Origin of the sequence: Pararhodobacter zhoushanensis (assembly GCF_025949695.1) — a bacterium.
GTDB lineage: Bacteria > Pseudomonadota > Alphaproteobacteria > Rhodobacterales > Rhodobacteraceae > Pararhodobacter > Pararhodobacter zhoushanensis_A.
Genome location: NZ_JAPDFL010000001.1, coordinates 4017564 through 4039869 on the forward strand (window position 1 = coordinate 4017564; position 22306 = coordinate 4039869).

Here is a 22306-nt window from a genome sequence, read left to right on the forward strand (position 1 = left end):
ATCCTGCGCTATCCTGACACGCTGTCACGCTCATGGCGAGGGGGAGGCTCTTGCACATGTTCAGCGTCCGTGGGACGTCATGCGCGGAGGACCACCATGACCGACATATCCAGCCCCAGCAAACCCAGTCTTTTGAACTGGCTTGAAGTCGTTGCCCTCGGGATCATCTGGGGTGGCAGTTTCCTGTCGGTGCGCATCGCGCTGGACGGGATGCAGCCGCTGTGGATCGCCACGGGCCGCATCGCGCTGGCCGCGCTGACCCTTGGGGCGCTGAGCATGGCCATGGGGCTGCGCCTGCCACCGCTGGCCGAGCGCAAGGTCTGGCTGCATGCGCTGGGTTTTGCGGTGTTTTCCAACGCGCTGCCGTTCACGCTGATCGCCTGGGCACAAACGCATGTGCAGTCCAGCTTTGTCGGCATAACGATGGCGCTGGTGCCGCTGTTCACGCTGGTGCTGGCGCATGGGTTCCTGCCCGGCGAGCGGCTGACGCTGTCGCGCATGGCGGGCGTGGCCTTGGGTCTGGTCGGCGTGGTCGTGCTGATCGGCGTCGGCGCGCTGGATATGGGCAGCAACACGCTGGACAAGGTGGCCCGGATCGCCTGCATCGGCGTGACGCTCAGCTATTCGGTCGGGTCGATCATCACCCGGCGCAGCCCGCGCGTGGACCCGATCGCGTTTTCCACAGCCGCGCTGATTCTGGCCGGGATGATCATGGTTCCGCTGACGTTCGCGGTTGAAGGGGTTTGCCCCCGATGCCGCCGCTGCGCTCGACGCTGGCGCTGGTGTATCTCGGGCTGATGCCCACGGCACTGGCGACGCTGATCATGGTGCATGTGATCCGCTCGGCGGGGCCGACCTTCCTGACCCAGACCAACTATCAGGTGCCGGTCTGGTCCGTGCTGTTCGGCGTGCTGATCCTGAGCGAACCCCTGCCGCCGCAGTTTCTGGCGGCCCTGGGGCTGATCCTGACCGGGCTGGCGGTGAGCCGGGTCAGCTGGCGCCGCCGCCGCGCGCCGGTTTAGAGCGCGGCTTCGATTTCAGCGACCAGCCCGGCGACGATGGTATCCAGCAGGCCGGGATCCTCGCACTCGGCCATGACCCGCACCAAGGGCTCGGTGCCCGATTTGCGGATCAGCAGACGGCCACGGCCAACCAGCTGCGCTTCAGCCTCGGCAATGGCCGCAAGGACCGAGGCGGCCTCCATCGGCACCTGCCCCGCGGCGTAGCGCACGTTCTGCAGCTTTTGCGGCACCGGGTCGAACTGGCGGGTCAGCGCGCTGGCCGGTTGGCCGGTTTCGGCCATCGCCAGCAGGAATTGCAGCCCGGCGATCAGACCGTCGCCGGTGGTGGCATAGTCGGTCATCACGATATGCCCCGACTGCTCGCCGCCCAGATTGAGCCCCTGTGCGCGCATCCTCTCGACCACGTAGCGGTCGCCCACATTGGTGCGTTCCAGATGCAAGCCCCGCCCTTGCAGGAAGCGCTCAAGCCCGAGGTTCGACATCACCGTCGCCACCAGAGTGCCCGCGTTGAGCCGCCCGTCGGCCCCCCAGCGCGCGGCCAGCAGCGCCATGAGCTGATCGCCATCGGCCACCTGACCGTGTTCGTCGATCAGAATGACCCGGTCGGCATCGCCATCCAGACAAATGCCCAGATCCGCGCCATGCGCGACCACGGTTTCCGCAGCGGTCTTGGGCGCGGTCGAGCCGACGCCCTGATTGATGTTGGTGCCATTGGGCGTGACGCCCAGCGGGATCACCTCGGCCCCCAGTTCCCACAGCACCTCGGGCGCAGCCTTGTAGGCCGCGCCATTGGCGCAATCGATCACCACCTTGAGCCCGCCCAGCCGCGCGCCGCGGGGCAGCGTGGTCTTGGCGTATTCGACATAGCGGCCCAGACCATCGTCAATGCGGCGGGCCCGGCCGATTTCCAGCGGCGCGGCGAGTTGCGCCTCGGCGGCAAGGATGGCTTCGATTTCGGCTTCCGCCTCGTCCGACAGTTTGAACCCGTCGGGGCCAAAGAACTTGATGCCGTTATCGGTGGCCGGGTTGTGGCTGGCCGAGATCATGATCCCCAGATCCGCCCGCATCGAGCGGGTCAGGAACCCCACCGCCGGCGTCGGCACCGGCCCCAGCAGCAGTACATTCATGCCCGTCGAGGTCAGCCCGGCGGTCAGCGCGTTCTCGAGCATGTAGCACGACAGGCGCGTGTCCTTGCCGATCACCACGCGGTGGCCGTTCTTGCCGTCCTGACGGAAATAGCGACCGGCGGCGGCCCCCAGTTTCAGCGCCAGCTCGGCGGTCATCGGCCATGAATTGGCCTGTCCGCGCACGCCATCGGTGCCAAAAAGTTTCCGGCTCATTTCCCGTCCTCTTCCGTCGTCAGCGCGCGCCAGAGCGCCAGCGCCTGTACCGTCTCCGCGACATCATGCACACGGATGATCTGTGCCCCCTGCGCGGCCGCAGACAATGCCACAGCCAGCGAGCCGGGCATCCGCGCCGAGGCCTTCTGAACGCCAGAAATGGCACCAATGAAGCCCTTGCGCGACGCTCCCAGCAGGATCGGCGCGCCCAGAGAGTGCAGCAGGGCGAGGCCCTGCAATAGAGTCAAATTATGCTGCACTGTCTTGCCAAAACCGATGCCGGGGTCGGTGATGATACGCTCGGGATGGATGCCTTTGGACACCGCGTAATCCATGCGGCGGGCCAGATAGTCGTAAACCTCAAGCAGCACATCGCCATAGCGCGGATCGCTCTGCATGGTCTGCGGCGTGCCCTGCGCGTGCATCAGACAGATCGGCGCGCCAGCCTCGGCGGTGACACGGGCCAGATCGGGATCCCAGCCCAGTGCCGACACGTCATTGACGATGTCCGCCCCGGCGTGCAGCGCGGCTTCGGCCACGGCGGCCTTGCGTGTATCGATCGAGATGGGCGTTGTGATACCGGCGGCGCGGATGGCGGCGATCACCGGGGCGGTGCGGGCGATCTCATCGACCAGCGGCACCACCGAAGCGCCGGGGCGCGTACTTTCGCCGCCGATGTCCAGAATATCGGCCCCGGCATCCACCAGTGCCCGCGTCCGCGCCAGCGCGCTGTGCAGCGTGTCCGCCGTGCCGCCGTCGCTGAAACTGTCGGGCGTCACATTGACGATCCCCATGACCAGAGGGCGGTCGCTGGGCAATGAGGGCAGAATAACCCGCGGCGCCATGATCCGGGCGCGGCAGACAGGGTTTTGAGCGGCACTTTCGTCGCGCCACCACACATGGGCACTCCCGGCGAGCGGCAGCGCATTCTTGGGACGCGGGATATCGGTACGCGGGCTTACTCGGAACGGGATGAAGGCTGTCATGACACTTGGTGAATCAGATCGCGGTCCGCTTGGCAAGAATCCCGCATGTCAGGCGGGAAATGTTTCAACCGGCACGCGACTTCCGGCCGACAGCTTGACGCCCCACGGCAAGAGCAGCGCCTGCGCCGCCAGCGACTCGGCCAGCCATTGCGCCAGTGCGGGGCCGTTGTGGGCGTGGTTCAGCGGGCCGTCGGGCGCATCGAGCACCAGCTTGGACGGTGCCCAGACGATGGTGTTGCCCTGCCGGATCGCCCAGTCAATCTCGGTCCGGCTTTCGACCACCAGACAGCGGCGGTCGCGCGCGGCCAGCGCCCAGGCGTTCTGCTCGACCGCCAGCAGGTTGATACGGCGCTGCACGGCGGTCACGCCGACCTGCGGCACCGTGGCTTCAGGCAAGCCGACGCAGATCACCACCGGCGCGCCACGTTTCTCCAGCCGGTCCAGCCGGTCGCTGAAATCGGCGGCGGCGATGGCGGCATTGTCGAAATAGACCACGATGGGGTGAAGATCCGCGCCCTCGATCTGGCTGGCAACGGGTTGCGCGGCGCGGGTGCGCACGATCTCGACCCCCAGCTTGAACGGCCCGCGATCCAGCTTTTCCACCCGCACAAAGGCCCGCATCGCCTGCGGCGATGCCAGCACGCGCTCGGCCACATGCTCGGCCAGCGTTTCGAGCAGGTTCAGGCGGCCCAGCGCCAGTTCATCGGTGATCGACTCGGTGATGCGGTCATAGGACAGGATGCGGTCCACATCGTCATCGACCGGGCCCGTCTGCGGCCGGACCTCGACCACGACATTGAACATCAGCCGCTGGGTATGGCCGCGCTCGGTCTGGAAGGCGCCGATCTCGGCCTCGACCAGAAAATCGCGCACCGAGATGCGGTCGCGCGGATCAGCCGACGCGGTCGCCTCGGCGCGCTCTTCGGGATGGGCAAAGGCCAGATGGATGTCGGTGCTCATGGCGAGCCTCCGGTCAAGGGAACCTGTCAGGGACTTACTCTGCGCAGGCCGCGATGCCCAGTCTGAACCCGGCAAGAAAAAGGCCCGAGGCGACCCCCGGGCGTTTCCGATCGGCACACGGCGCGCGCATAGCGGTCAGTTGCTGGTCAACTGTACCGGCTCGCGGTAAAACAGATGCGATCCGTATTGCGCGGTGCGGTGAAAGCTCAGCGCCCAGCGGGGCCGCACCCCGTTGGTGTGGAAATGCGTGGCCCCGTCGGTCAGTTCACGCGGCGCACCGCCGAGCATGACCTGCGCGATGGCATTGGCCAGTCGGCGCGCACCCGGTTCGGTCATGGCGCGCGAGCGGCCATTGCAGGCATAGGAAAACTGGCAAGCATTGAGGCGGCTGGCGTTCTGATGAACCACGCCACAGACGCTGCCGGGGTAGTTCGGCAGATCGACGCGGTTCAGGATCACCTCGGCCACGGCGAACTGGCCATACACGTCTTCGCCGCGCGCTTCGTGGTAGATCGCTTCGGCCAGACATTGCACCGTCTCGTCGCTCGATTGCGGCATGGTCACCAGATAGCTGGCGTCATAGCGCAGGATCGCCGTCGGATCGTCCAGCGGCGTCGTCGCCCGGCTGACCAGCGACGAGGTCATGCCGCGCATCGCCTCGCGCTCGGCGCTGAAGGCCAGCGCCAGTGACTGTTCCAGCGGCAAATCAGCCGCCGCGCTTTGCGCAGACAAAGCGACAGCAAGGGCGACCCCGAGGGGTGCCAATTGGTTCACGAGTCCCATACCGTCCATCCTGTGTCAGCCAGAGGCAGCTCGAAGGCTTTGCCAAGGGCGTCCGGTGTGCCGCCCGGAAAGGGCGGCCTCTTTTGGTTGTTTTGGGGAGTATCGTGGCCCGGATTCCCCCCCGGCCACAGTATCACCGTCACATCGGATAGCGCAAAACGCGTCACAAGTCCAGAAATCGAAACAGTTTTCCCGGATCAGTACCCAAGCCGATTGCCGCAGCGCCGCGACTCGGGCGCAGCGTGCGGGGTCATCGGTCCGTCACAGGTTAAATTATCGCTAAGATTCAAGCGCAGACGTCAGTCATCGAAGGTCTGGCATTTGATCCGACGCTTCGTCGCCCTTGATCGTCAGCTGCGCTGCGGCGAGCCGTGCGACGGGCACCCGGAACGGCGAGCAGGACACATAGTCAAAGCCCGCATCACGGCAGAAGGCTATCGATTCGGGGCTGCCGCCATGCTCGCCGCAGATGGACAATGTCAGACTTTTGCGGGACCGGCGGCCACGCTCGGCGGCGATCAGCAAAAGCTCTCCGACACCGTCGGTGTCGAGCACATGGAACGGGTCTTCGGGGAAGACCCCGGCCTGCACATAATAGGACATGAAACGCCCGGCATCGTCGCGCGACAGGCCATAGGTCATCTGCGTCAGGTCGTTCGTGCCAAAGGACATGAACTCGGCGTGCTGGGCGATCTCGCCGGCGCGCAGCGCGGCGCGCGGGGTTTCGACCATGACGCCCAGCCGGTACTCGAACCCGTTGCCGCGCTCGACCCGGACGGCAGCGGCCACGGCGTCAATGCGGGCCTTGACCAGCTCGACCTCGCGCATGGCCGAAACGAGCGGGATCATGATCTCGGGCACGACTTTGCCGCCCCGCCGCCCGATGGCGATCGTCGCCTCGAAGATCGCGCGGGCCTGCATCTCGTAGATCTCGGGCAGGGTCACGCCCAGCCGGACGCCGCGCAGACCCAGCATCGGGTTGAACTCGGCCAGTTCCTCGGACCGGCGCACCACTTCGCTGAGCGGCTTGTCCAGCGCATCGGCCAGTTGTTTCATCCCCTCGCGGGTATGGGGCAGGAATTCATGCAGCGGCGGATCGAACAGGCGGATGCAGACCGGCAGCCCCTCCATGATCGAGAACAGCTCGATGAAATCCGAACGCTGCATCGGCAACAGCCGCGCCAACGCCGCCGCCCGGTCGGGGCCGGTGTCAGCAAAGATCATCTCGCGCATGACCGTCAGGCGATCATCCTCGAAGAACATATGCTCGGTGCGGCACAGACCGATCCCCTCGGCCTTGAAACCACGGGCGATGCGGGCGTCGGCGGGGGTGTCGGCATTGGCGCGCACGCCGATGTCGCGCAGCGCGTCCGCCCAGTCGAGCAGCGTGGTGAACCATTGGTCCAGCGCCGGTTCCAGCATATCGGCCTCGCCCGGCAGGATTTCCCCGGCGGTGCCGTCGATGGTGATCAGATCGCCCTCGGACAAAATGCGGCGGCCCGTGTGCAACTGACGGTTCTTCAGATCAATGCGCAGCCCCGTTGCGCCCACGATGCAAGGCACGCCCAGCCCCCGCCCGATCACGGCGGCATGGCTGGTCATCCCGCCACGTTCGGTCAGAACACCGGCGGCGGCGTGCATGCCGCGGATATCCTCGGGCGAGGTTTCGCGGCGCACCAGAATGCAGGGTTCCCCGCGTGAGGCACTGGCCTGCGCGGCGGTCGAGGTGAAGACCAGCCGCCCGGTGGCGGCCCCCGGACTGGCGGCAATACCGCGCGCCAGCACGTCGCGCGGACCGCGCGGATCGACCTGACGGTGCAACAGCTCGGACAGCGCGCGCGGCGTGACCCGCATCAGCGCTTCCTTGCGGGTGATGATGCCATCCTCGGCCAGCGAGACGGCGACACGCACGGCGGCGCGGCTGTTGCGCTGCACCTTGACGGCATCCAGCACCGAGACCTCACCGTTCACCACCGTGAACTCGATCTGCATCTCTTCGCGCAGCTTCTCGCGGCAATCGGCCCCGTGGCGCACCAGACTCTGGAACGCCGCCGGGTGCAGCTCTTCCAGCGAAGCGCCGCGCGGATCGCAGGTCAGGTACATCGCTTGCGGGTTGTTCGAGACCGCCTCGCGCCCCTGCCCCCGCTCGGCATAGCGCCCGGTGATCTGCGGCGCGCCCGTCACCGGCTCGATGAACTGGATGACCCCGGCGCCGGTTTCGGGCGCACCGTAGCCCCCGGCCATGGCCTGCACCACCAGCCCCAGCCCGGCCTCGGCCGACGCGCCCTTGGCCTGACGCAGCAAGCGGGCGGATGTCCCTTCCCACGCGCGGGCCATCGAGCGCAGAACCTCGGCCAACTGCTTCTTCGGATCTTGCGGAAACGGCTCTTCCATTTCCTTCTCATAATCGTCCAGTGCGGCCTCCAGCGCCCGCGGGCTGGGCTCACTGACGGCGAACATGTCGGGGTCCAGCCGCGCCACGTGCTGCGCGTAGGCCTGTACAAAGCTCAGATAGAGCGCCGTGGCGACTTTCTCGCCGTGGGTTTCGGTGATGTCGGCATAGCGCGCGTTGTTCATGCCGATGTTGAGCACGGCACCGGGGCCGCCCCAGTCGGTATTCTCGGCCGACGGGCGCACCGACAACAGCTGACCCGCGTCAAACCGGCCGACCAACCCGCTGAGATCCGGCATCGACCCGGCGGCAATGGCGCGCACGGCCTCGAACGACAATGCGACCGTTTTGGGCACCGGCATGTCCAGCCGGACCAGCCGCTGCAGGCATTTGGCCCGCCAGCCATGGGTGCGCAGCGCAATCGGCGCCGCTCCGGTAATTTCCGAATAATCCAGCAAGTTGAGGTTCCGGTTCGCCATCAGCGTCCCTCCATTTGCCGGGCAGAATAGGCTTATCCCGCTACCGTGCAAGCGCAGAAAACCGCGTTTGGGCTACCGGTTTGCGCAGGCAAGCAGCAGGCGGTTCCCCGCCGTGCGAAAAATTTGTGCCGGAACCGATCTGAGGGGGGCGCTGTTTTCACCCCGTGACCGCAGGCAGCGACTGCCCGAGCGGAGAATGAATGGAGAGACCTATGATCAAGAAACCCTATACCATCGCCGCTGCGTCGATTCTGGCCCTTGCTGCCTCGGGCGGTATGGCCGCAGCGCTGACGGCGTCGGCGACTTCGGATCTGAACCTGCGCGCCGGGCCGGGGCCGCAGTATAACATTCTCGACGTGATCCAGAGCGACGAGAGCGTCATGGTTTCCGGCTGCCTGTCCACCCAGGACTGGTGTGAGGTCAACAATGGCGACGCACAGGGCTGGGCCTATGCCCCTTACCTGATGTTCGATGACGAAGGCACGGCCAAACCCCTGCCCGAGATGACCGCGCAGACTGTCACCGTGATCGAAGACACCGGTGAGCGCGACGAGGCCACGGCGGTGATGGCCGGTGCGGGCGCGCTTGCCGGGGCGCTGATCGCGGGTCCGGTGGGTGCCGTTGTGGGCGGCATGGTGTCGGGCATCGCGGCCAACGCGACCGTTGACCCCGAGGTCACCTATTACATCACCGAGAACCCGGTGGAGCCCGTGTTCCTGACCGGTGAGCCGGTGGTTGGCGCGGCGGTTCCGGCTGACGTCATGGTGTATGACGTGCCGCAGGCCTCTGAACTGGCCTATCTGAACGTCAACGGCGATCTGGTCGTTGTGGAACGCGAAAGCCGCCGCATCGTGCAGGTGGTGCGCTAACAGCTCCCCCCGGCCGGGTCTTCGGACCTGACCAGCGGCGCGGCCCACCTCAGGTGAGCCGCGCCTTCTCTTTGCGCGAAATCCCGCTTATAACGTTGATTTTACGCGAAAATTATCCTTCGATTCGCGAAAGAAAACTGCCCCGATCAGGAACCATCCCCCCACCCCTGCGTTGTATACCCAGAAGACGCAGCAACGCGTCGACATGATGGAGAGAGATTATGCGTACCAACAAAGCTCTGCTTATCACCATGATGCTTGGCCTGACCGCCGGTTCGACCGCCGCTTACGCCCAGACCATGGACGCCGACACCAACACCGACGTGACCATCCAGCCCGAAGCCCCGGCAGCGACGCTCCCGGCGGATCAGGCGACCGACGATGCGACCTCGCCGCTGCTGATGACCGACGATAACGCGACCGCCACCACGCCGATGGACGCGGCCCCGTCGATCACCACGCTGGCGACGGCTGAAGAGCTGGTCGGCGTCCGCGTGTTTGACCAGAACGAAGAACTGGTCGGCGAAATCAGCGCGGTCCTGCCTGCGTCGCAGACCGAAGGTGAAGAGCGTCTGGTGATCGACGTGGGTGGTTTCCTGGGCATCGGTGAAAAGCCGATTGCGATTGACGCCACCTCGGCCACCGCGTCGATGGATGACAATGGCGATCTGGACTTCGTGACCGTGAGCTACACGCAGGAAGAACTGGAAGCCATGCCGGAAGTCGAGATGTAATCCGGTAACTATGCTACAGAAAGCGGGGCCCTTCTTGGGCCCCGCTTTCTCATAAGCGCCCCTCCTCTCACCGCACAGGTTCCCCATGTCCGCCTTTCTGCGCCAACGCTGGCCCGAGACGATCATCGCCTTGCTGCTTGTCGCCGCCGCCTTGCGAGAGGCCGAAGTTGTCCTCGCGCCGCTGGTGCTGGCCTTCGTCACTGCGCTGGTGCTGGCCCCTGCCCAGAACGCCTTTCGCCGGATGGGCGCGCCCGCCGCCGCCGCTGCGCTGGCAACGCTGTTTCTGGCGCTGTCGGTGATTGCAGCGCTGATGCTGATCTTCCGGCCCTGGGTGGCCGATATCATCGCCGACTGGCCGCAAATGGTGCGCGAGCTGCGCTCGGCGGGGCTGGACCTGCGCAGCAAGCTGACCGGGTTGTTCAACCTGCAACGCGAGGTGATGGAGGCTATCGCCCCCGACAGCGCCGGTGCCGAGTCCGGCGGCGATGGCAGCGACCTGCCCTCTCTCGCCGATGCGGCCTGGCTGGCGCCGCAGGTGATGGCGCAGGCGCTGCTGTTTCTGGGCGGGTTGTTCTTTTTCCTGCTGGGCAAGGACCGGGCGTATGGTTGGGCCGAAGTCGCCGGGTTCACCCGCGCGGATTTCGAAAACGCCGAAGCGCGCGTTGCGCATTACTTTGGCGCGGTGTCGCTGATCAACGCCGGGCTGGGGCTGGCGGTGGGGCTGGCCTTGACTGCCTATGGCCTGCCCGGTGCACCGGTCTGGGGCATGGTCGTGGCGCTGGCCAATTTCGTGATCTATCTCGGCCCGGCGGTGGTGGCCGGTGCCTTGTTGCTGGCCGGGACCGTCAGTTTTGACGGGTTCGCCGTGGTGGTTCCCGCTGCGATCTATCTGTCGATCAACCTGATCGAGGCGCAATTCGTCACCCCGATGGTTGTCGGCCAGCGCCTGAAACTGGACCCGCTGCTGGTGTTCTTGTCGCTGACGATCTGGCTGTGGCTGTGGGGGCCGATCGGCGGCATCGTCGCGATCCCGCTGGTGCTCTGGTCGCAGGCGCTGTGGAGCGCCGCTTCGCAGCGGCTGGCCTCTGATCCAAGCTATTCGTAAGGGATCATCACCGCAAAAGCCAAACACCGCGCAGGGCACGCCTTGCGCGGTGTTTGTTCAATCGCTGTCGCCCTCACGGTCGAGATCGAGATCGACATCCTCGACGATGGTTTCGCGCTCTGAGGGATCGAAGGCCTCGGCCTCGAACGTCAGGCGAAAGTCGTAGTAGTTGTCATCCACCAGCGTCTCGACCGTGCCACCGATCTGCGTGGCAAAGCCCGCGATCAGCGAGCGGCCCAGCCCGGAACCCACCACCTGATCGGGTGGGATGAACGGCGTGCCGCGCGTGTTGTTGACGCGCAGCATTGCTTCATCCTCGGTCAACGAGGTCAGGGCGATGTCCAGCTCGGCGCGGCCATCGTCCAGACGCCCAATATATTTCAAGGCGTTGGTCACGGCCTCGCTGGCCAGCAACAACAGCGGCACCGCCTGATCGGGATACAAGAGCACCGGCGCATAGGTCTGGGTGATGTTGACGCTCCAGTCCTCGGTCGTGCCCGCCATGATGGTCGAGTCGATCACCGAGCGCAGCAGTTCATCGGCGCGGACCTGTGCGTTGTTCGTGCTGGAATAGAGCGCCCGGTGCACCGACGCGATGCTCATCACCCGGCCCTGCACCTCTTTCAGGGTGCGCCGCGCTTCGGGCGAATGGGCGCGCCGGATCTTCAGGTTCACAATCGAGGCGATCAGCTGCAGGTTGTTCTTGACCCGGTGGTGGACCTCTTTGAGCAGCACGTTCTTTTCGTGCACCATGTTCTCAAGCTCGGCCTCGTCATGCACCAGCTGGCTGGCCAGATCGGTCCAGGCCTCGTCAATCTCGGCCAGCTCTTGCGCCATACCCCGGCCATTCGACAGCGGCACAATGCGCCGGGAGCCCGAGAAAACCTTGAGATTGTTCTTCAGCCGCCGGATGTGCCGGATCACCAGCGCATTCACCGCGCCAAAGGCCACGATAAGCCCGACGCACAGCATGAGCACCGGGAACAGCACCGGTGACAGGCGCGACCAGACGAAGGTCTCGCGCGGCCAGCTGCCAAGGGCGTAGATCACACCGGGAATGATGGGAACGACAGCGAACATGCGGTCCTCGCCATCGACCGAATGCCCGGAAAACGCGTACTGGCGCGGACTGACCAGCGAGGTGAGCGCGCGCCCCACGGGCAGCGTGTTATCCAGCCGGTCGAACGCGCGATCCGCCGACAGCACAGCCCCGTCGGCGTTGAAGGTGACGATGTTCAGCGCGCCGTCGGTGCCCGCGCTGCCGGGAATGCCGAAAATGCGCGAATGCGGCACAGAGACCGTAACGAAGCCCAGATATTCGGTGCCGCGATAGACGGGCGCTGCCGACACGATCACCGATGTGCCGCTGATCGAGCCATAGCCGCTGGCCAGAACCAACGGGCGGCGTTGTTCGTCCATGATCGGAAAGACGATGCCGTCGCGCATATCGCGCCCGACCCCTTCCGAGCCACATTGCAAAATGCCGTCAAGATCGGTGTAGCCCGCGAAGGAAAACTGTCGCGTGTATTGCACCAGCGTCTCGAACATGTCCGAGCAGCTGTCGCCCGTCCTGCCATCGGCGGCCATATGCGCCGCCAGTGTCGACACGGCCCCCGAAGCCGACGCGATTGCCAAGGCCTCACCGGCAGACGCCTCAGCCGTTGACGTCAGCAGGGCGGCTTCAAGGCGCCGTTGTTCTTCTGCCCCGATCTGGACGGCCTGAAACACGGCAATCGCCCCGATCGGCAGTAGCGCCACTGCCAGTGTCCCGGCGACCCGAGCCGCCAAGCCTCGGAACGGCCACCAGGATGTCTTTGTCACGCGATCAGCCGCCCCTGTGCACCGGAATTGACGATAGCCGTTGTGACACGGTCCGTCATGTCGGCATAGCCCTCTTCGCCGGTATGCATCAGTTCGGCAAGCCGCGCACGGCCCCGGTTGGCACGGCTCTTGATCGTGCCGACCGCAACGCCGCACATATCGGCCGCCTCTTCATACGAAAAGCCCGATGCCCCGACCAGCGCCAGCGCTTCGCGCTGTTCGACCGGCAATTTGGCAAAAGCCTCAAAGAACTCACCCAGCTGCAACCGGCCATCATGCGCGGGTTTGACCGACAGCTGCGAGGCGGCGATCCCGTCGGGATCAGACACTTCGCGCGAGCGTTTGCGGCGCAGCGAATAGAACGTGTTGCGCAGGATGGTGAAGAGCCACGCCTGCATGTTCGTGCCAACCTGGAAGCTTTCGATGTTCTTCCAGGCTTTCATCACCGCTTCTTGTACCAGATCGTCAGCTTCGGCACCGTTGCGCGTCAAGGACAACGCAAAGGCCCGCATCGGTCCGAGGTGATTGACCAGATCGTCTCTCGGATCGATCTGTGGCGTGTCATTGGCCATTCATGTGCTCTCCGTCCTGATCACGGAGTTGACGCAGAAGATCGAGGAACCGATCCGGAACCTTTTCATCCGCGCGCTCTTTGAACGCCCGGCGAAGATTCTCTGAAATCTGGTCCTCGATGTCGTGTTGATTTGTTTCTTGATCCATGTGCCCTTCTCGGGATGCGTGCCTGTGGCGCAAAAAAGTTGTACGTCGTTTGGAACCGAACGTCCTGAGCCGCGTTTGGTTCCAAGAAAATTCGCGAAAGGACTGATAAAAAATGCCGACCTCCCAGAAGGAGCAGTTCCTCTCTGTCATCGTCGCTGATCTGCTGCCGTTCCTGCGCCGTTACGCGCGTGCCCTCAGTGGAAACCAGTCCACCGGCGACCGCTATGCAGCCGCCACGCTTGAAGCTTTGCTGACTGATCGTTCGGTGTTCGACGAAGGGCATTCGCACAAGGTTGCGCTGTTCAAGTCGTTTCATGCGATCTGGTCCACCTCTGGTGCCCTGACCGAAAGCACCGATAGCGGTATCTCTGCGCGCGCCCAACGCCATTTGTCGCGTCTGGCACCCAACACCCGTGAAGTGCTGCTTCTGCGCACCATCGAGGAATTCACCGAAGACGAGATCGCCGAGATCATGGGCGTCGAGAAAAGCGAAGTGACCGAGCTGTACCGCATCGCCCTGCGCGACATGGAAGACAGCATCGCCGGCCGCGTCCTGATTATCGAGGATGAGGCAATCATCGCGCTGGATCTGCAATCCATCGTCGCCGACATGGGCCACCGGATCACCGGTGTCGCGCCGACCCACAAAGCTGCAACGGCCTTGTTTGGCAAGGAACGCCCGGATCTGATCCTGTCGGACATCCAGTTGGCCGACGGCTCGTCGGGCATCGAGGCCGTGAACGAGATCCTCAAAAGCGCCGCCGATGTGCCGGTGATCTTCATCACCGCCTTCCCCGAGCGTCTGCTGACCGGCGACCGGCCCGAGCCTGCGTTTGTCATCACCAAACCCTATACCGAAGAACAGGTTCGCTCGGCGGTCAGCCAGGCGATGTTCTTCGCATCGACCGAAACACTGCGCGCCTGATCCGGCATTTGCAGTCCATTTTATCGCATGAGGGCGCCCTTCGGGGCGCCCTTATTTGTTACAGCGCGGAAGGCGACGGAAAAGAACGCCCCGCGCCCGTCTGGACGCGGGGCAGTTTTACAAGCCCGAGCGGTTGTACGAGGGATCGATCGGAGCCTGCACCAGACCGTCAGTGTGCGATCATCGACCGCAACATCCACGCGGCCTTTTCGTGAACCGTCGACCGGGCAGTCGCCAGATCGGCCGTCACCGGATCCTTCGCCTTTTCGGCAATCTCGACCAACTCGTGCGACAGACGCGCCAGCGCCTCGTGCCGGTCTTTGAGCATTTCGACCATCTTTTCGGCCGTCGCCGGTGCCGCGTCCTTTTTGGGCGCGTCGGGATTCACCAGCCCACCGGGCTGGATCGGCGCCAGTTGACCAAGGGCACGGATACGCTCGGCCAGCACGTCGGTCGCGTTGAACAGCTCGCCGTATTGTCCTTCGGTCAGCATGTGGACAGAGTAGAACATCGGACCTTCGATGTTCCAATGCACTTCATGCGTGCGGATCAGCAGATCATAGGTGCCCGACAGCAGTTGTGTCAGGGATTCCGCGACTTTTTCGGGGTTCTTGACGCCCGTGTTCACTTTGGTGGCGTCGGGCGTGATGGTGCGAAGATCTTTCATGGTGTTTCTCCTCAGACTGGTCTCAGGGCGCTGAAAAAGCAGGGGGCGAGCACACTGCCCGCCCCTTGATTGGTCAGCCTTTCAGGACGGTCGTCAGGCTGACTGAGCCTTGGACGGGCGCGTCAGACTGGCGGCTGACCGCGTACGGCGCGGGCAATCAGGGCGATGACGAACAGCGCCAGGAAGATAACGAACAGGATTTTCGCGATCCCGGCCGACGCGGTGGCGATGCCGCCAAACCCGAAGACGGCAGCGATGATGGCGATGACAAAGAACGTGAGGGCCCAACCGAGCATGGCAGTTCTCCTTTGAAAATGTGGCGAGCAAAATGCCCGACCTTCACCACATCAACAGGGGCCTGCGACAATTGGTTCCGAAAAAAGAGTCTGCCTGCGGCGTGGAACCCGAAGCGCGCTGACGCGTTTTACCACCAGACGTGGAAACGCATTCAAAGGAGGCCACCATGGCCAGAACGACCCAGCCTAGCACTGCCGACCTGAAGAAAGAATTCGACACTCTGAAAGCGGACCTCGGCGCGCTGACCAGTGAATTGCGGGCCTTTGCTTCGGCGCAGGAACGCTCGATGAGCCAGCGCGCGGCGGACACGGCGGCCTCGGTGCGCGACACCGCAGGCTCGGTGACCGCCTCGGTCCGTGAAACCGGTGAAAAGCAGTTGCAAAACCTGCGCTCGACGGCGGAAACCGTCGCAGGGAACGCGGAAGACCTGCTCAAGGAGCACCCCGCAGGTGCCGTCGCCGGCGCCGCTGCGGTGGGCTTTCTCGTCGGCGCTCTGGCGACGCGCCGCTGATGCTGCCTGATCCCCGTCACATCGCTAAAACGGCGGTCGTCGGGGCCCTCGGCCTCGCCCTCACCGGGGCGGGGCTGGTTTTGCTGCTGCGCGCTGTCTGGATCGCTCTGGTCTTCGCCTGGGGCCCGATGTGGACCGCCGCGGCCATGGGCGGTGCGCTGCTGATCATCGGCGGCGCGACTCTGGCCCTGCTGATGCGCCGGCCCCGTCGCCTGCCGCCGCCCCCGGCAAGCCCCCTGACCGCGGTAATCGCCGCCTTCGCGCAAGGCTATGGCTCCGCTCAGGCGTTGAAGTCCCGCCGCTGACGGGCCAGCAGAAAGGGGGGCCTTCAGCCCCCTCTTTGGCTAAAGCCAAATTCACCCCCGAGGATATTTAGAGCATAAAGTTGGGCTTAACCTTTCGTTAACCATGTCCAACTTTATGCCTGAAATATCCCGGGGGCGGGCCGGAACGGCCCGGCGGGGGCAGCGCCCCCGAGCGGCGCGAGCCCCCTCGATGGGGGCGAGCGCCGCCCCTGCCTTATCGGTCAGTTCAGCGCACCGGCGCGACGCAGCACGTCCGCGAAAGCGCGGGTGTCGACGGCAAGATGCGACGACGACATCTGCGGGAACGGCGGCTGCGCGTCGAAGAACTGGCTGTCCACCGCGATCAGCCGCCACTCGCCGTTGATCTGGTGCAGGATCGGCGACCCGCTGTCGCCCCGGGTGGTGTCGCAGGTATGGATCATCGAGCCGTCACGATAGGCCGTGAGGATCCGGCATTCCATATGCCCCGACATATACCCGCCGGTATCCCAGCTATAGCCCGCCTGGCTCACCATGAACGTCCCGGCGCTGATCGCCGACAAGTCGGTCTTGTCGAACACATAGGGCCGCACAAAGCCGATTTCGGTGCCCAGATCGCGGTCCAGCGTCAGGATCGCCCAGTCGTCGCCGTTGCCCCCGTTGGGCGGGGCGCTTTGGTCCGAGTAGTCCGGCGCGACCACGCTGCTGATCACACCGGCGCGGCCTTGCTCGGCATCCCCGCGCGCCCCGGCGCGGAAGCTGACCACTTTGGCCATCGCGCCATTCTCGCCCTGCAGGCAATGCGCCGCCGTCGCGATCAGGCGCGGACCGATCAGCGTTGCGGTGCACGAGCCATCCTCGAGCGTCAGCAGCCCAACCGCGCGCCACGGCATTTGCGTCACATCGACCAGCACGCGGTCGTCATGGCCAAAGTAATGGTCGCGCCCGGTCACAGGCCGATCCCGGCCCACGCAATCGGCGGTGTCGGTATAGGCCCGGCACGATCCGCGCCCGCTGCCCGGCTCTTCGCAGATACCGTTGAACGCGGTTTCGCAATTGTTCGTGCGGTTGCGCAGGAAAGCCGCCGCCGCGCAATCCGATGTATCGGTGCCCGAGGTGCAGGCGCCCGTGCCGATCCCCGGCTCGTCGCATTCGTTGTCACGCGACCAGCGGCAACTCTCGTCGCCGCCGATTGACAGCGCCCGGCAATCGGACGCGTCGGTGCCCGGCGAGCACGCCCCGGTGCCGCCAAAGTTGACATCGTCGCATTCACGGTCATTGGCCCAGCGGCAGCTGTCGGTACCCAGCGAGGCCCGCACGGCCGAGGGCACCGCGTCCATCAGCCGCTGCCACGCCGCGGCCTCGGCCCGGCAATCATTGGCGTCGGTGCCATTGTCGCAGGCCCCGGTCCCCTGATAGCGCGCTTCATCGCATTCGTTGTCATTCGCCCAGCGGCAGGTGTTTTCCTGCGCCAGTGCCGCCCCCGGCAGCCCGATCATCAGGCTGACGCCAAGGGCAAGACCCAAACGGGTCAAAGAAAGATTGGAAAAACGCATGGGGTCCCCCCGGAAATACGCATCGGCAAAATATTCTGGTCGCCCCCCGGCACAATAGCCGGGGGCGGAACGTGCTCAGTGCTCGCGGTCCATGACCCATTGCGGCGAGGCAATGGTGACACCCAGCGTCGCCAGACCGCCGTCGCCGCCATAGCTGCCCGCAAAGACGGCATAGGGCCCGGGCTGCGGGTTGGGGATCATCACGCCGGGGTTCAGTTGCTCGAAATCATCGTTGCAATAGATCTGACCGTCCGGCCCGACCACGGCCAGCGTGCTGTCGACATCGCCGACCATGTAGATCATCAGCTGCGGCAGTCCGCTTTGTGCATCGACCACCAGATCCGGCTGGCTGGGCGAGAGGAACCCGGCACAGCCGGTTCCCATGCCAAAAGCCTCGGTGGTGCTGGCCTCGATATCGAAGATGATCCGCGGATCGAGCAGGGTGTCCGGCCCGAAGGACAGCGTGCCCACGGTTGGTTCGGCGGTCACGTTCAGGCTGTCGGGCGCCATCGAGCCCCCGGCCGGAACCGCACCGGCCCAGTTGGGCGACCCCATCGAGGCGTAGAGGTTATACTCGCCCGTCACGTCGGGCATATAGGCGCCGACATAGACCAGATACTCCCCCGGTTGCGCATCGGTGAAACTCAGGCCCGGGTTCAGCTCGAAACTGTCATCGTTGCACGACCAGCTGCCGTCCGGTGCGCGCACCGCCATGACCAGATCCGTCTCCGAGCGGGCGTAGAGCGAGATCATCGGCTCGGCGGCATCCAGCGTCATGACCAGATCGGGGGCCGACAGATCGGTGTATCCCCGGCAATCGCTGCTCATCGGCAACAGATTGACCGGATCAAACGCGTTGACCGGTCCCGTCGCCAACAATTGCCCCTGCCCCGCATCGCTCAGATCGAAGCTGATCGTGCCCGCGCGCGGCTCACCGTCCAGATCGACGATGACATTCGAGAACGCCGGCGCCCCGACCGAGGCGAACAGATCATAGGTCGAGCCGTCGCCGCCCTGTCCATAGCCGCCGACAAAGATCTGATAGTCGCCTGCCGCACCGGTCAGCGTGACGCCGGGATTCAGCTCGAACACGTCATCGTTGCAATGCACCTGACCCGAGGGATCGACCACCGCCATCACCAGATCACGGTCCGAGATCGCGAAGATGCTGAAGTCGTCGCCGTCCGCATCCAGCGTCAGCACGGCATCGGCTGCATCGAACTGACTGTAGCCCCAGCAGCTTTCGGGCGCGAGCGGGCGCATTTCGGTGTTGGCATACAAAACGCCGCCCTGCACCAGATCCTGACGGCCGGTTTCGGCACTGGCGGCGAAGACGAAGCGACCGGCGCGCGGCTCGCCCAGACGGGCGACATTCAGCCCGAAGAGTTCCATGGCCGACACCGCGCGTTCGGACGCAAAGAGCCGTGCGTCAATCGTGCTGCCTTCGTCGCCGCCCAGCCAGACGGTGTAGCGGCCCGGCGCGACACCGGCCAGTTGCGTGCTCACAAAGCCCTCGTCATCGGCCAGTGCGCATTGATACAGACCGTTCGGCGAACCCACCACCAGACTGCGCAGCCCGTCGCCTGCAGCGGTGAAGGCCAGCGTTTCCATCCGGTCCGTGACCTCGAACGCCGCCCCCGACGCTTCAGGGATCATCGCCCCCTGACAGCCGCGCACGAAGCTTGCGGCCGGGTCGGTGGCCGTCCCGAACACACGCGCACCGATCCGGGTGCTGGCATAGGGATCGGTGCCCGGCCCGATCTCGATGGCGAATCCCGAGCTTTGCGCCAATGCCACGCCCGCCGTCATCGGCAGCAACAAGGCCGCTGCGGCAGTACTCATTGACAATCGGGTCCGTTGAATACGCGTCATTACAATTCCTTTTTAGCTTCGGCAGATGCCAACGACGAAAGCTTGCCTTGTGCGCTTGGCTGGCGTCAATCACCTTGCCGTCTTCTCACGGCAAGGTGCACTGGGGATGGAAGCAAGCGCCACGTTGCTGTAAGGATGGGCAAATCCGGCATACGGCAAGACAGGGACATCCCCACATGGCGCGCATCCTTATCACCTCTGCGTTACCTTATATCAATGGGATCAAGCACTTGGGCAATCTGGTTGGCAGCCAGTTGCCCGCAGATCTCTATGCCCGCTACATGCGGGCCCGGGGCCATGAGGTCATGTTCATCTGCGCAACCGATGAACACGGCACCCCGGCCGAGCTGGCCGCAGCCAAGGCGGGCAAGCCGGTGGCCGAGTATTGCGCCGAAATGCATGATGTTCAGGCCGAACTGGCGAATGGTTTCAAGCTGTCGTTTGACCATTATGGCCGCTCGTCCAGCCCCGAAAACCACCAGCTGACGCAGCATATGGCCGGGCGCCTGAAAGCGGCGGGCCTTATTTCCGAAGTCAGCGAAAAGCAGGTCTATTCCAACGCCGATGGCCGCTTCCTTCCCGACCGCTATATCGAGGGCACCTGCCCCAACTGCGGCTATGACCGGGCGCGCGGCGACCAGTGCGAGAATTGCACCAAGCAGCTGGATCCGACCGACCTGATCAACCCGCGCTCGGCGATCTCGGGCTCGACCGATCTGGAAGTGCGCGAGACCAAGCACCTGTTCCTGCGTCAGAAGTCGATGCGTGACAGCCTGCGCGACTGGATCAAGTCCAAGACCGACTGGCCGATCCTGACCACCTCGATCGCGCTGAAATGGCTTGATGACGGCGACGGGCTGCAGGACCGGGGCATCACCCGCGATCTGGACTGGGGCATTGCGGTCAAGGACGGACAGAACGACTGGCCGGGCATGGAGGGCAAGGTCTTTTACGTCTGGTTCGACGCGCCCATCGAATACATCGCCGCCACCGCCGAATGGGCCCATGCGCAGGGGCTGGGCGATGACGCCTGGGAGCGCTGGTGGCGCGAGGACAAGGGTGCCGCCGACGTGCGCTATGTCGAGTTCATGGGCAAGGACAACGTCCCCTTCCACACGCTCAGCTTCCCCGCCACGCTGATGGGTGCCAATTTCGACGGCACCGAGCCGTGGAAGCTGGTCGATTACATCAAGTCGTTCAACTACCTGAACTATGACGGTGGCCAGTTCAGCACGTCGCAGGGTCGCGGCGTGTTCATGGATCAGGCGCTCAGCCTGCTGCCCGCCGATTACTGGCGCTGGTGGCTGCTCAGCCACGCGCCGGAATCGTCCGACAGCGAGTTTACCTGGGAGAATTTTCAGGCCTCGGCCAACAAGGATCTGGCCGATGTGCTGGGCAACCTTGTCAGCCGCGTCACCAAGTTCTGCCGCTCGAAATTCGGCGAAGTGGTGCCCGAGGGCGGCGAAACCGGCGCGCGTGAAGCGCAGCTGGTGGCCGACCTGACCGCGAAGATCCGCAGCTACGAGCAGCTGATGGAAGCGATGGAAGTGCGCAAATCGGCCAATGAATTGCGCGCGATCTGGGTGCTGGGCAACGAGTATCTGCAAGAGGCAGCACCCTGGTCAACCTTCAAGACCGACCCTGCCCTAGCGGCCGCCCAGATCCGTCTGGCGCTGAACCTGATCCGGCTTTACGCCGTGCTCTCGCAGCCCTTCATCCCCGAGGCGGCGCAATCCACCATGACCGCGATGGCGTCCGACGACTGGCGCTGGCCGAATGACGTGGCCGCTGCCCTTCAGTTGCTGCCCGCCGGTCACGCGTTTACCACGCCCGAGGTGCTGTTCACCAAGATCACCGACGAGCAGCGCGAAGACTGGCAAAGCCGCTTTGCCGGGGTGCGTAGCTGACCGGCTGTCGCCGCCGGGTTGACGCGAGATCATCCTGTACACGACCCTGACCCCGCCCGCTGATTTTGGGCGGGGTTTTACATGGGTCATTTTTTGTTATGAAATCTAAACCATTCAGGGCTTTTGCCCTTTCCTCTGCGCTGGCATTGCTTGCCCTTCCGGGTCTGGCGCAGGTCGCCTTGACACCGTTGAGCGTCACGGCACGCGCGTATGAATCGGCCAGCAACTGGCAGGAACGGCCTTACCGCCCTGCCGGTCTGGTCGAAACCGTGCGCATTCCGGGGCATGTGCTGGTCGATGTGCGCGCGGTGTTCGACGGGCCGTGGTCCGACAGCATCGAGCGCGTGCAGGCCAACACCCGCGACATCCTGCTGGTGCTGCCCGACGGGACCGAGCTGGAGGCGCAGGGCAGCTATGCGACCTGGGGCCAGTTGAGCCTGCAATCGCGAACGATGTCCGCCCGCCGCCCGCGCAACTTTCCGGACGAGGATCAGGATGTCTATTGGAACGGCATGTTCCGCGTGCCCAAGGGCGTGAACACCGCAACATTGCGCATCGGCGGCGACGATGTGCGCTTTGAGGGTCAGGTCAGCATCCCTGGCCCGGGGATGGAAGAGGACGCAGCGTCCTTCGCCAGCTTCCGCCCCACCGCCGTGCGCCGCTTCCGCACGGTCGCGCTGGAGGATGGGCGTGGGGATGAGATGATGACCTCGACCATAACCGCCCCCGCCGGGATGGTGCTGGCCGAGGTCGAGATCGAGGTGACGGGCGTGACCTCGAACCAGGTGGACGGCGGCGACCGCTTTACCTGGAACACGCATAACTTCCGGCTGGTCGACGGGTCCGGTGCGACGATGGGGATGATCGGCGAACGCTTCATGCGCCGCATCCTCGATCCGCAGTTCAACGGCACCGATATCGGCGATGCAGCCGAGCGCACGGTGATCTGGGTGGTGCCCGAAGGGCTGACCGAGGCGCGGCTGCTGTTCGGCGAGACCGAGGTGGCGCGGGTCGCACTGGGAACGGCGGCGATCACCGAGACGGATTGACGAAGCGTCGGGGGGCTGCCGCCCCCG

The 22306-nt window shown here is 64.8% G+C and carries 22 protein-coding genes; 10 read left to right on the top strand and 12 right to left on the bottom strand.

The window, feature by feature from the left end:
• Positions 1-96: 96 nt before the first annotated feature.
• Together OKW52_RS19980 and OKW52_RS19985 are read left to right on the top strand one after the other, a co-directional pair.
• Positions 97-798 (top strand): DMT family transporter, encoded by a 702-nt coding sequence (locus tag OKW52_RS19980; protein WP_264507262.1) that lies wholly within the window; start codon positions 97-99, stop codon positions 796-798.
• The gene (locus tag OKW52_RS19985; protein WP_264507263.1) at positions 753-1022 is read left to right on the top strand and encodes an EamA family transporter; all 270 of its coding nucleotides are present in this window, start codon (positions 753-755) and stop codon (positions 1020-1022) included. Before OKW52_RS19980 ends, OKW52_RS19985 begins: the two co-directional genes overlap by 46 nt.
• Here the strand turns inward: OKW52_RS19985 and glmM are convergent.
• From glmM to OKW52_RS20010, 5 genes are all read right to left on the bottom strand, one after another.
• Complete coding sequence (gene glmM, locus OKW52_RS19990) at positions 1019-2362, bottom strand: phosphoglucosamine mutase (RefSeq protein WP_264507264.1); 1344 nt, start codon at positions 2360-2362, stop codon at positions 1019-1021. The two genes, OKW52_RS19985 and glmM, sit on opposite strands and share 4 nt — an antisense overlap.
• A complete protein-coding gene (gene folP / locus OKW52_RS19995) occupies positions 2359-3348 on the bottom strand; it encodes a dihydropteroate synthase (protein WP_264507265.1) in 990 nt (329 codons plus the stop codon). Before folP ends, glmM begins: the two co-directional genes overlap by 4 nt.
• Before the next feature lie 48 nt (positions 3349-3396).
• Positions 3397-4308: a dihydroneopterin aldolase gene (locus OKW52_RS20000; protein ID WP_127105462.1), complete on the bottom strand. Its 912-nt coding sequence runs from the start codon at positions 4306-4308 to the stop codon at positions 3397-3399.
• 135 nt (positions 4309-4443) lie between these two features.
• Complete coding sequence (locus OKW52_RS20005) at positions 4444-5091, bottom strand: cell wall hydrolase (RefSeq protein ID WP_127105461.1); 648 nt, start codon at positions 5089-5091, stop codon at positions 4444-4446.
• 303 nt (positions 5092-5394) lie between these two features.
• Complete coding sequence (locus tag OKW52_RS20010) at positions 5395-7962, bottom strand: pyruvate, phosphate dikinase (protein ID WP_264507266.1); 2568 nt, start codon at positions 7960-7962, stop codon at positions 5395-5397.
• A 212-nt stretch (positions 7963-8174) separates the two neighbouring features.
• Here OKW52_RS20010 and OKW52_RS20015 point away from each other — a divergent pair, with 212 nt between their 5' ends.
• The 3 genes from OKW52_RS20015 (at position 8175) to OKW52_RS20025 (ending at position 10670) form a co-directional block, all read left to right on the top strand.
• On the top strand, positions 8175-8831 hold the full coding sequence (locus OKW52_RS20015; RefSeq protein ID WP_264507267.1) for a DUF1236 domain-containing protein: 657 nt from the start codon (positions 8175-8177) through the stop codon (positions 8829-8831).
• Between the two features lie 221 nt (positions 8832-9052).
• Complete coding sequence (locus OKW52_RS20020; protein ID WP_264507268.1) at positions 9053-9565, top strand: PRC-barrel domain-containing protein; 513 nt, start codon at positions 9053-9055, stop codon at positions 9563-9565.
• 85 nt (positions 9566-9650) lie between these two features.
• Positions 9651-10670 carry an AI-2E family transporter gene (locus OKW52_RS20025; RefSeq protein ID WP_264507269.1) on the top strand — a complete coding sequence of 340 codons (1020 nt, stop codon included), beginning with the start codon at positions 9651-9653 and terminating at the stop codon, positions 10668-10670.
• A gap of 57 nt (positions 10671-10727) precedes the next feature.
• On the opposite strand, the gene OKW52_RS20030 is transcribed toward OKW52_RS20025, so the two are convergent.
• From OKW52_RS20030 to OKW52_RS20040, 3 genes are read right to left on the bottom strand one after another with little or no spacing between them, the layout of a single operon-like run.
• Positions 10728-12428, bottom strand: a complete 1701-nt coding sequence (locus OKW52_RS20030; protein WP_264507270.1) for a sensor histidine kinase — start codon at positions 12426-12428, stop codon at positions 10728-10730.
• Between the two features lie 59 nt (positions 12429-12487).
• A complete protein-coding gene (locus tag OKW52_RS20035) occupies positions 12488-13063 on the bottom strand; it encodes an RNA polymerase sigma factor (protein WP_127105455.1) in 576 nt (191 codons plus the stop codon).
• Positions 13053-13211, bottom strand: a complete 159-nt coding sequence (locus OKW52_RS20040; protein ID WP_264507271.1) for a NepR family anti-sigma factor — start codon at positions 13209-13211, stop codon at positions 13053-13055. The genes OKW52_RS20035 and OKW52_RS20040 overlap by 11 nt, the downstream gene beginning before the upstream one ends.
• A 112-nt stretch (positions 13212-13323) precedes the next feature.
• Between OKW52_RS20040 and OKW52_RS20045 the strand changes: the two genes are divergently transcribed.
• Positions 13324-14136: a response regulator gene (locus tag OKW52_RS20045; RefSeq protein ID WP_127105453.1), complete on the top strand. Its 813-nt coding sequence runs from the start codon at positions 13324-13326 to the stop codon at positions 14134-14136.
• Positions 14137-14305: 169 nt separating this feature from the next.
• Here OKW52_RS20045 and OKW52_RS20050 read toward each other — a convergent pair whose 3' ends face one another.
• Both OKW52_RS20050 and OKW52_RS20055 read right to left on the bottom strand, forming a co-directional pair.
• A complete protein-coding gene (locus OKW52_RS20050) occupies positions 14306-14803 on the bottom strand; it encodes a Dps family protein (protein ID WP_264507272.1) in 498 nt (165 codons plus the stop codon).
• 122 nt (positions 14804-14925) lie between these two features.
• Complete coding sequence (locus OKW52_RS20055) at positions 14926-15099, bottom strand: DUF1328 domain-containing protein (protein ID WP_127105452.1); 174 nt, start codon at positions 15097-15099, stop codon at positions 14926-14928.
• A gap of 167 nt (positions 15100-15266) precedes the next feature.
• Between OKW52_RS20055 and OKW52_RS20060 the strand changes: the two genes are divergently transcribed.
• Both OKW52_RS20060 and OKW52_RS20065 read left to right on the top strand, forming a co-directional pair.
• Positions 15267-15611, top strand: coding sequence for a DUF883 family protein (locus OKW52_RS20060; RefSeq protein ID WP_127105451.1), 345 nt, complete (start codon positions 15267-15269; stop codon positions 15609-15611).
• Positions 15611-15916 carry a hypothetical protein gene (locus OKW52_RS20065; RefSeq protein WP_264507273.1) on the top strand — a complete coding sequence of 102 codons (306 nt, stop codon included), beginning with the start codon at positions 15611-15613 and terminating at the stop codon, positions 15914-15916. Before OKW52_RS20060 ends, OKW52_RS20065 begins: the two co-directional genes overlap by 1 nt.
• Before the next feature lie 221 nt (positions 15917-16137).
• Here OKW52_RS20065 and OKW52_RS20070 read toward each other — a convergent pair whose 3' ends face one another.
• Both OKW52_RS20070 and OKW52_RS20075 read right to left on the bottom strand, forming a co-directional pair.
• Positions 16138-17451 (bottom strand): trypsin-like serine peptidase, encoded by a 1314-nt coding sequence (locus OKW52_RS20070; RefSeq protein WP_264507274.1) that lies wholly within the window; start codon positions 17449-17451, stop codon positions 16138-16140.
• 75 nt (positions 17452-17526) lie between these two features.
• Positions 17527-19293: a hypothetical protein gene (locus OKW52_RS20075; RefSeq protein ID WP_264507275.1), complete on the bottom strand. Its 1767-nt coding sequence runs from the start codon at positions 19291-19293 to the stop codon at positions 17527-17529.
• A 206-nt stretch (positions 19294-19499) separates the two neighbouring features.
• Between OKW52_RS20075 and metG the strand changes: the two genes are divergently transcribed.
• Positions 19500-21230, top strand: coding sequence for a methionine--tRNA ligase (metG, locus tag OKW52_RS20080; protein ID WP_264507276.1), 1731 nt, complete (start codon positions 19500-19502; stop codon positions 21228-21230).
• A 179-nt stretch (positions 21231-21409) separates the two neighbouring features.
• Positions 21410-22279, top strand: a complete 870-nt coding sequence (locus tag OKW52_RS20085; RefSeq protein WP_264507277.1) for a hypothetical protein — start codon at positions 21410-21412, stop codon at positions 22277-22279.
• The last annotated feature ends 27 nt before the right edge of the window (positions 22280-22306 follow it).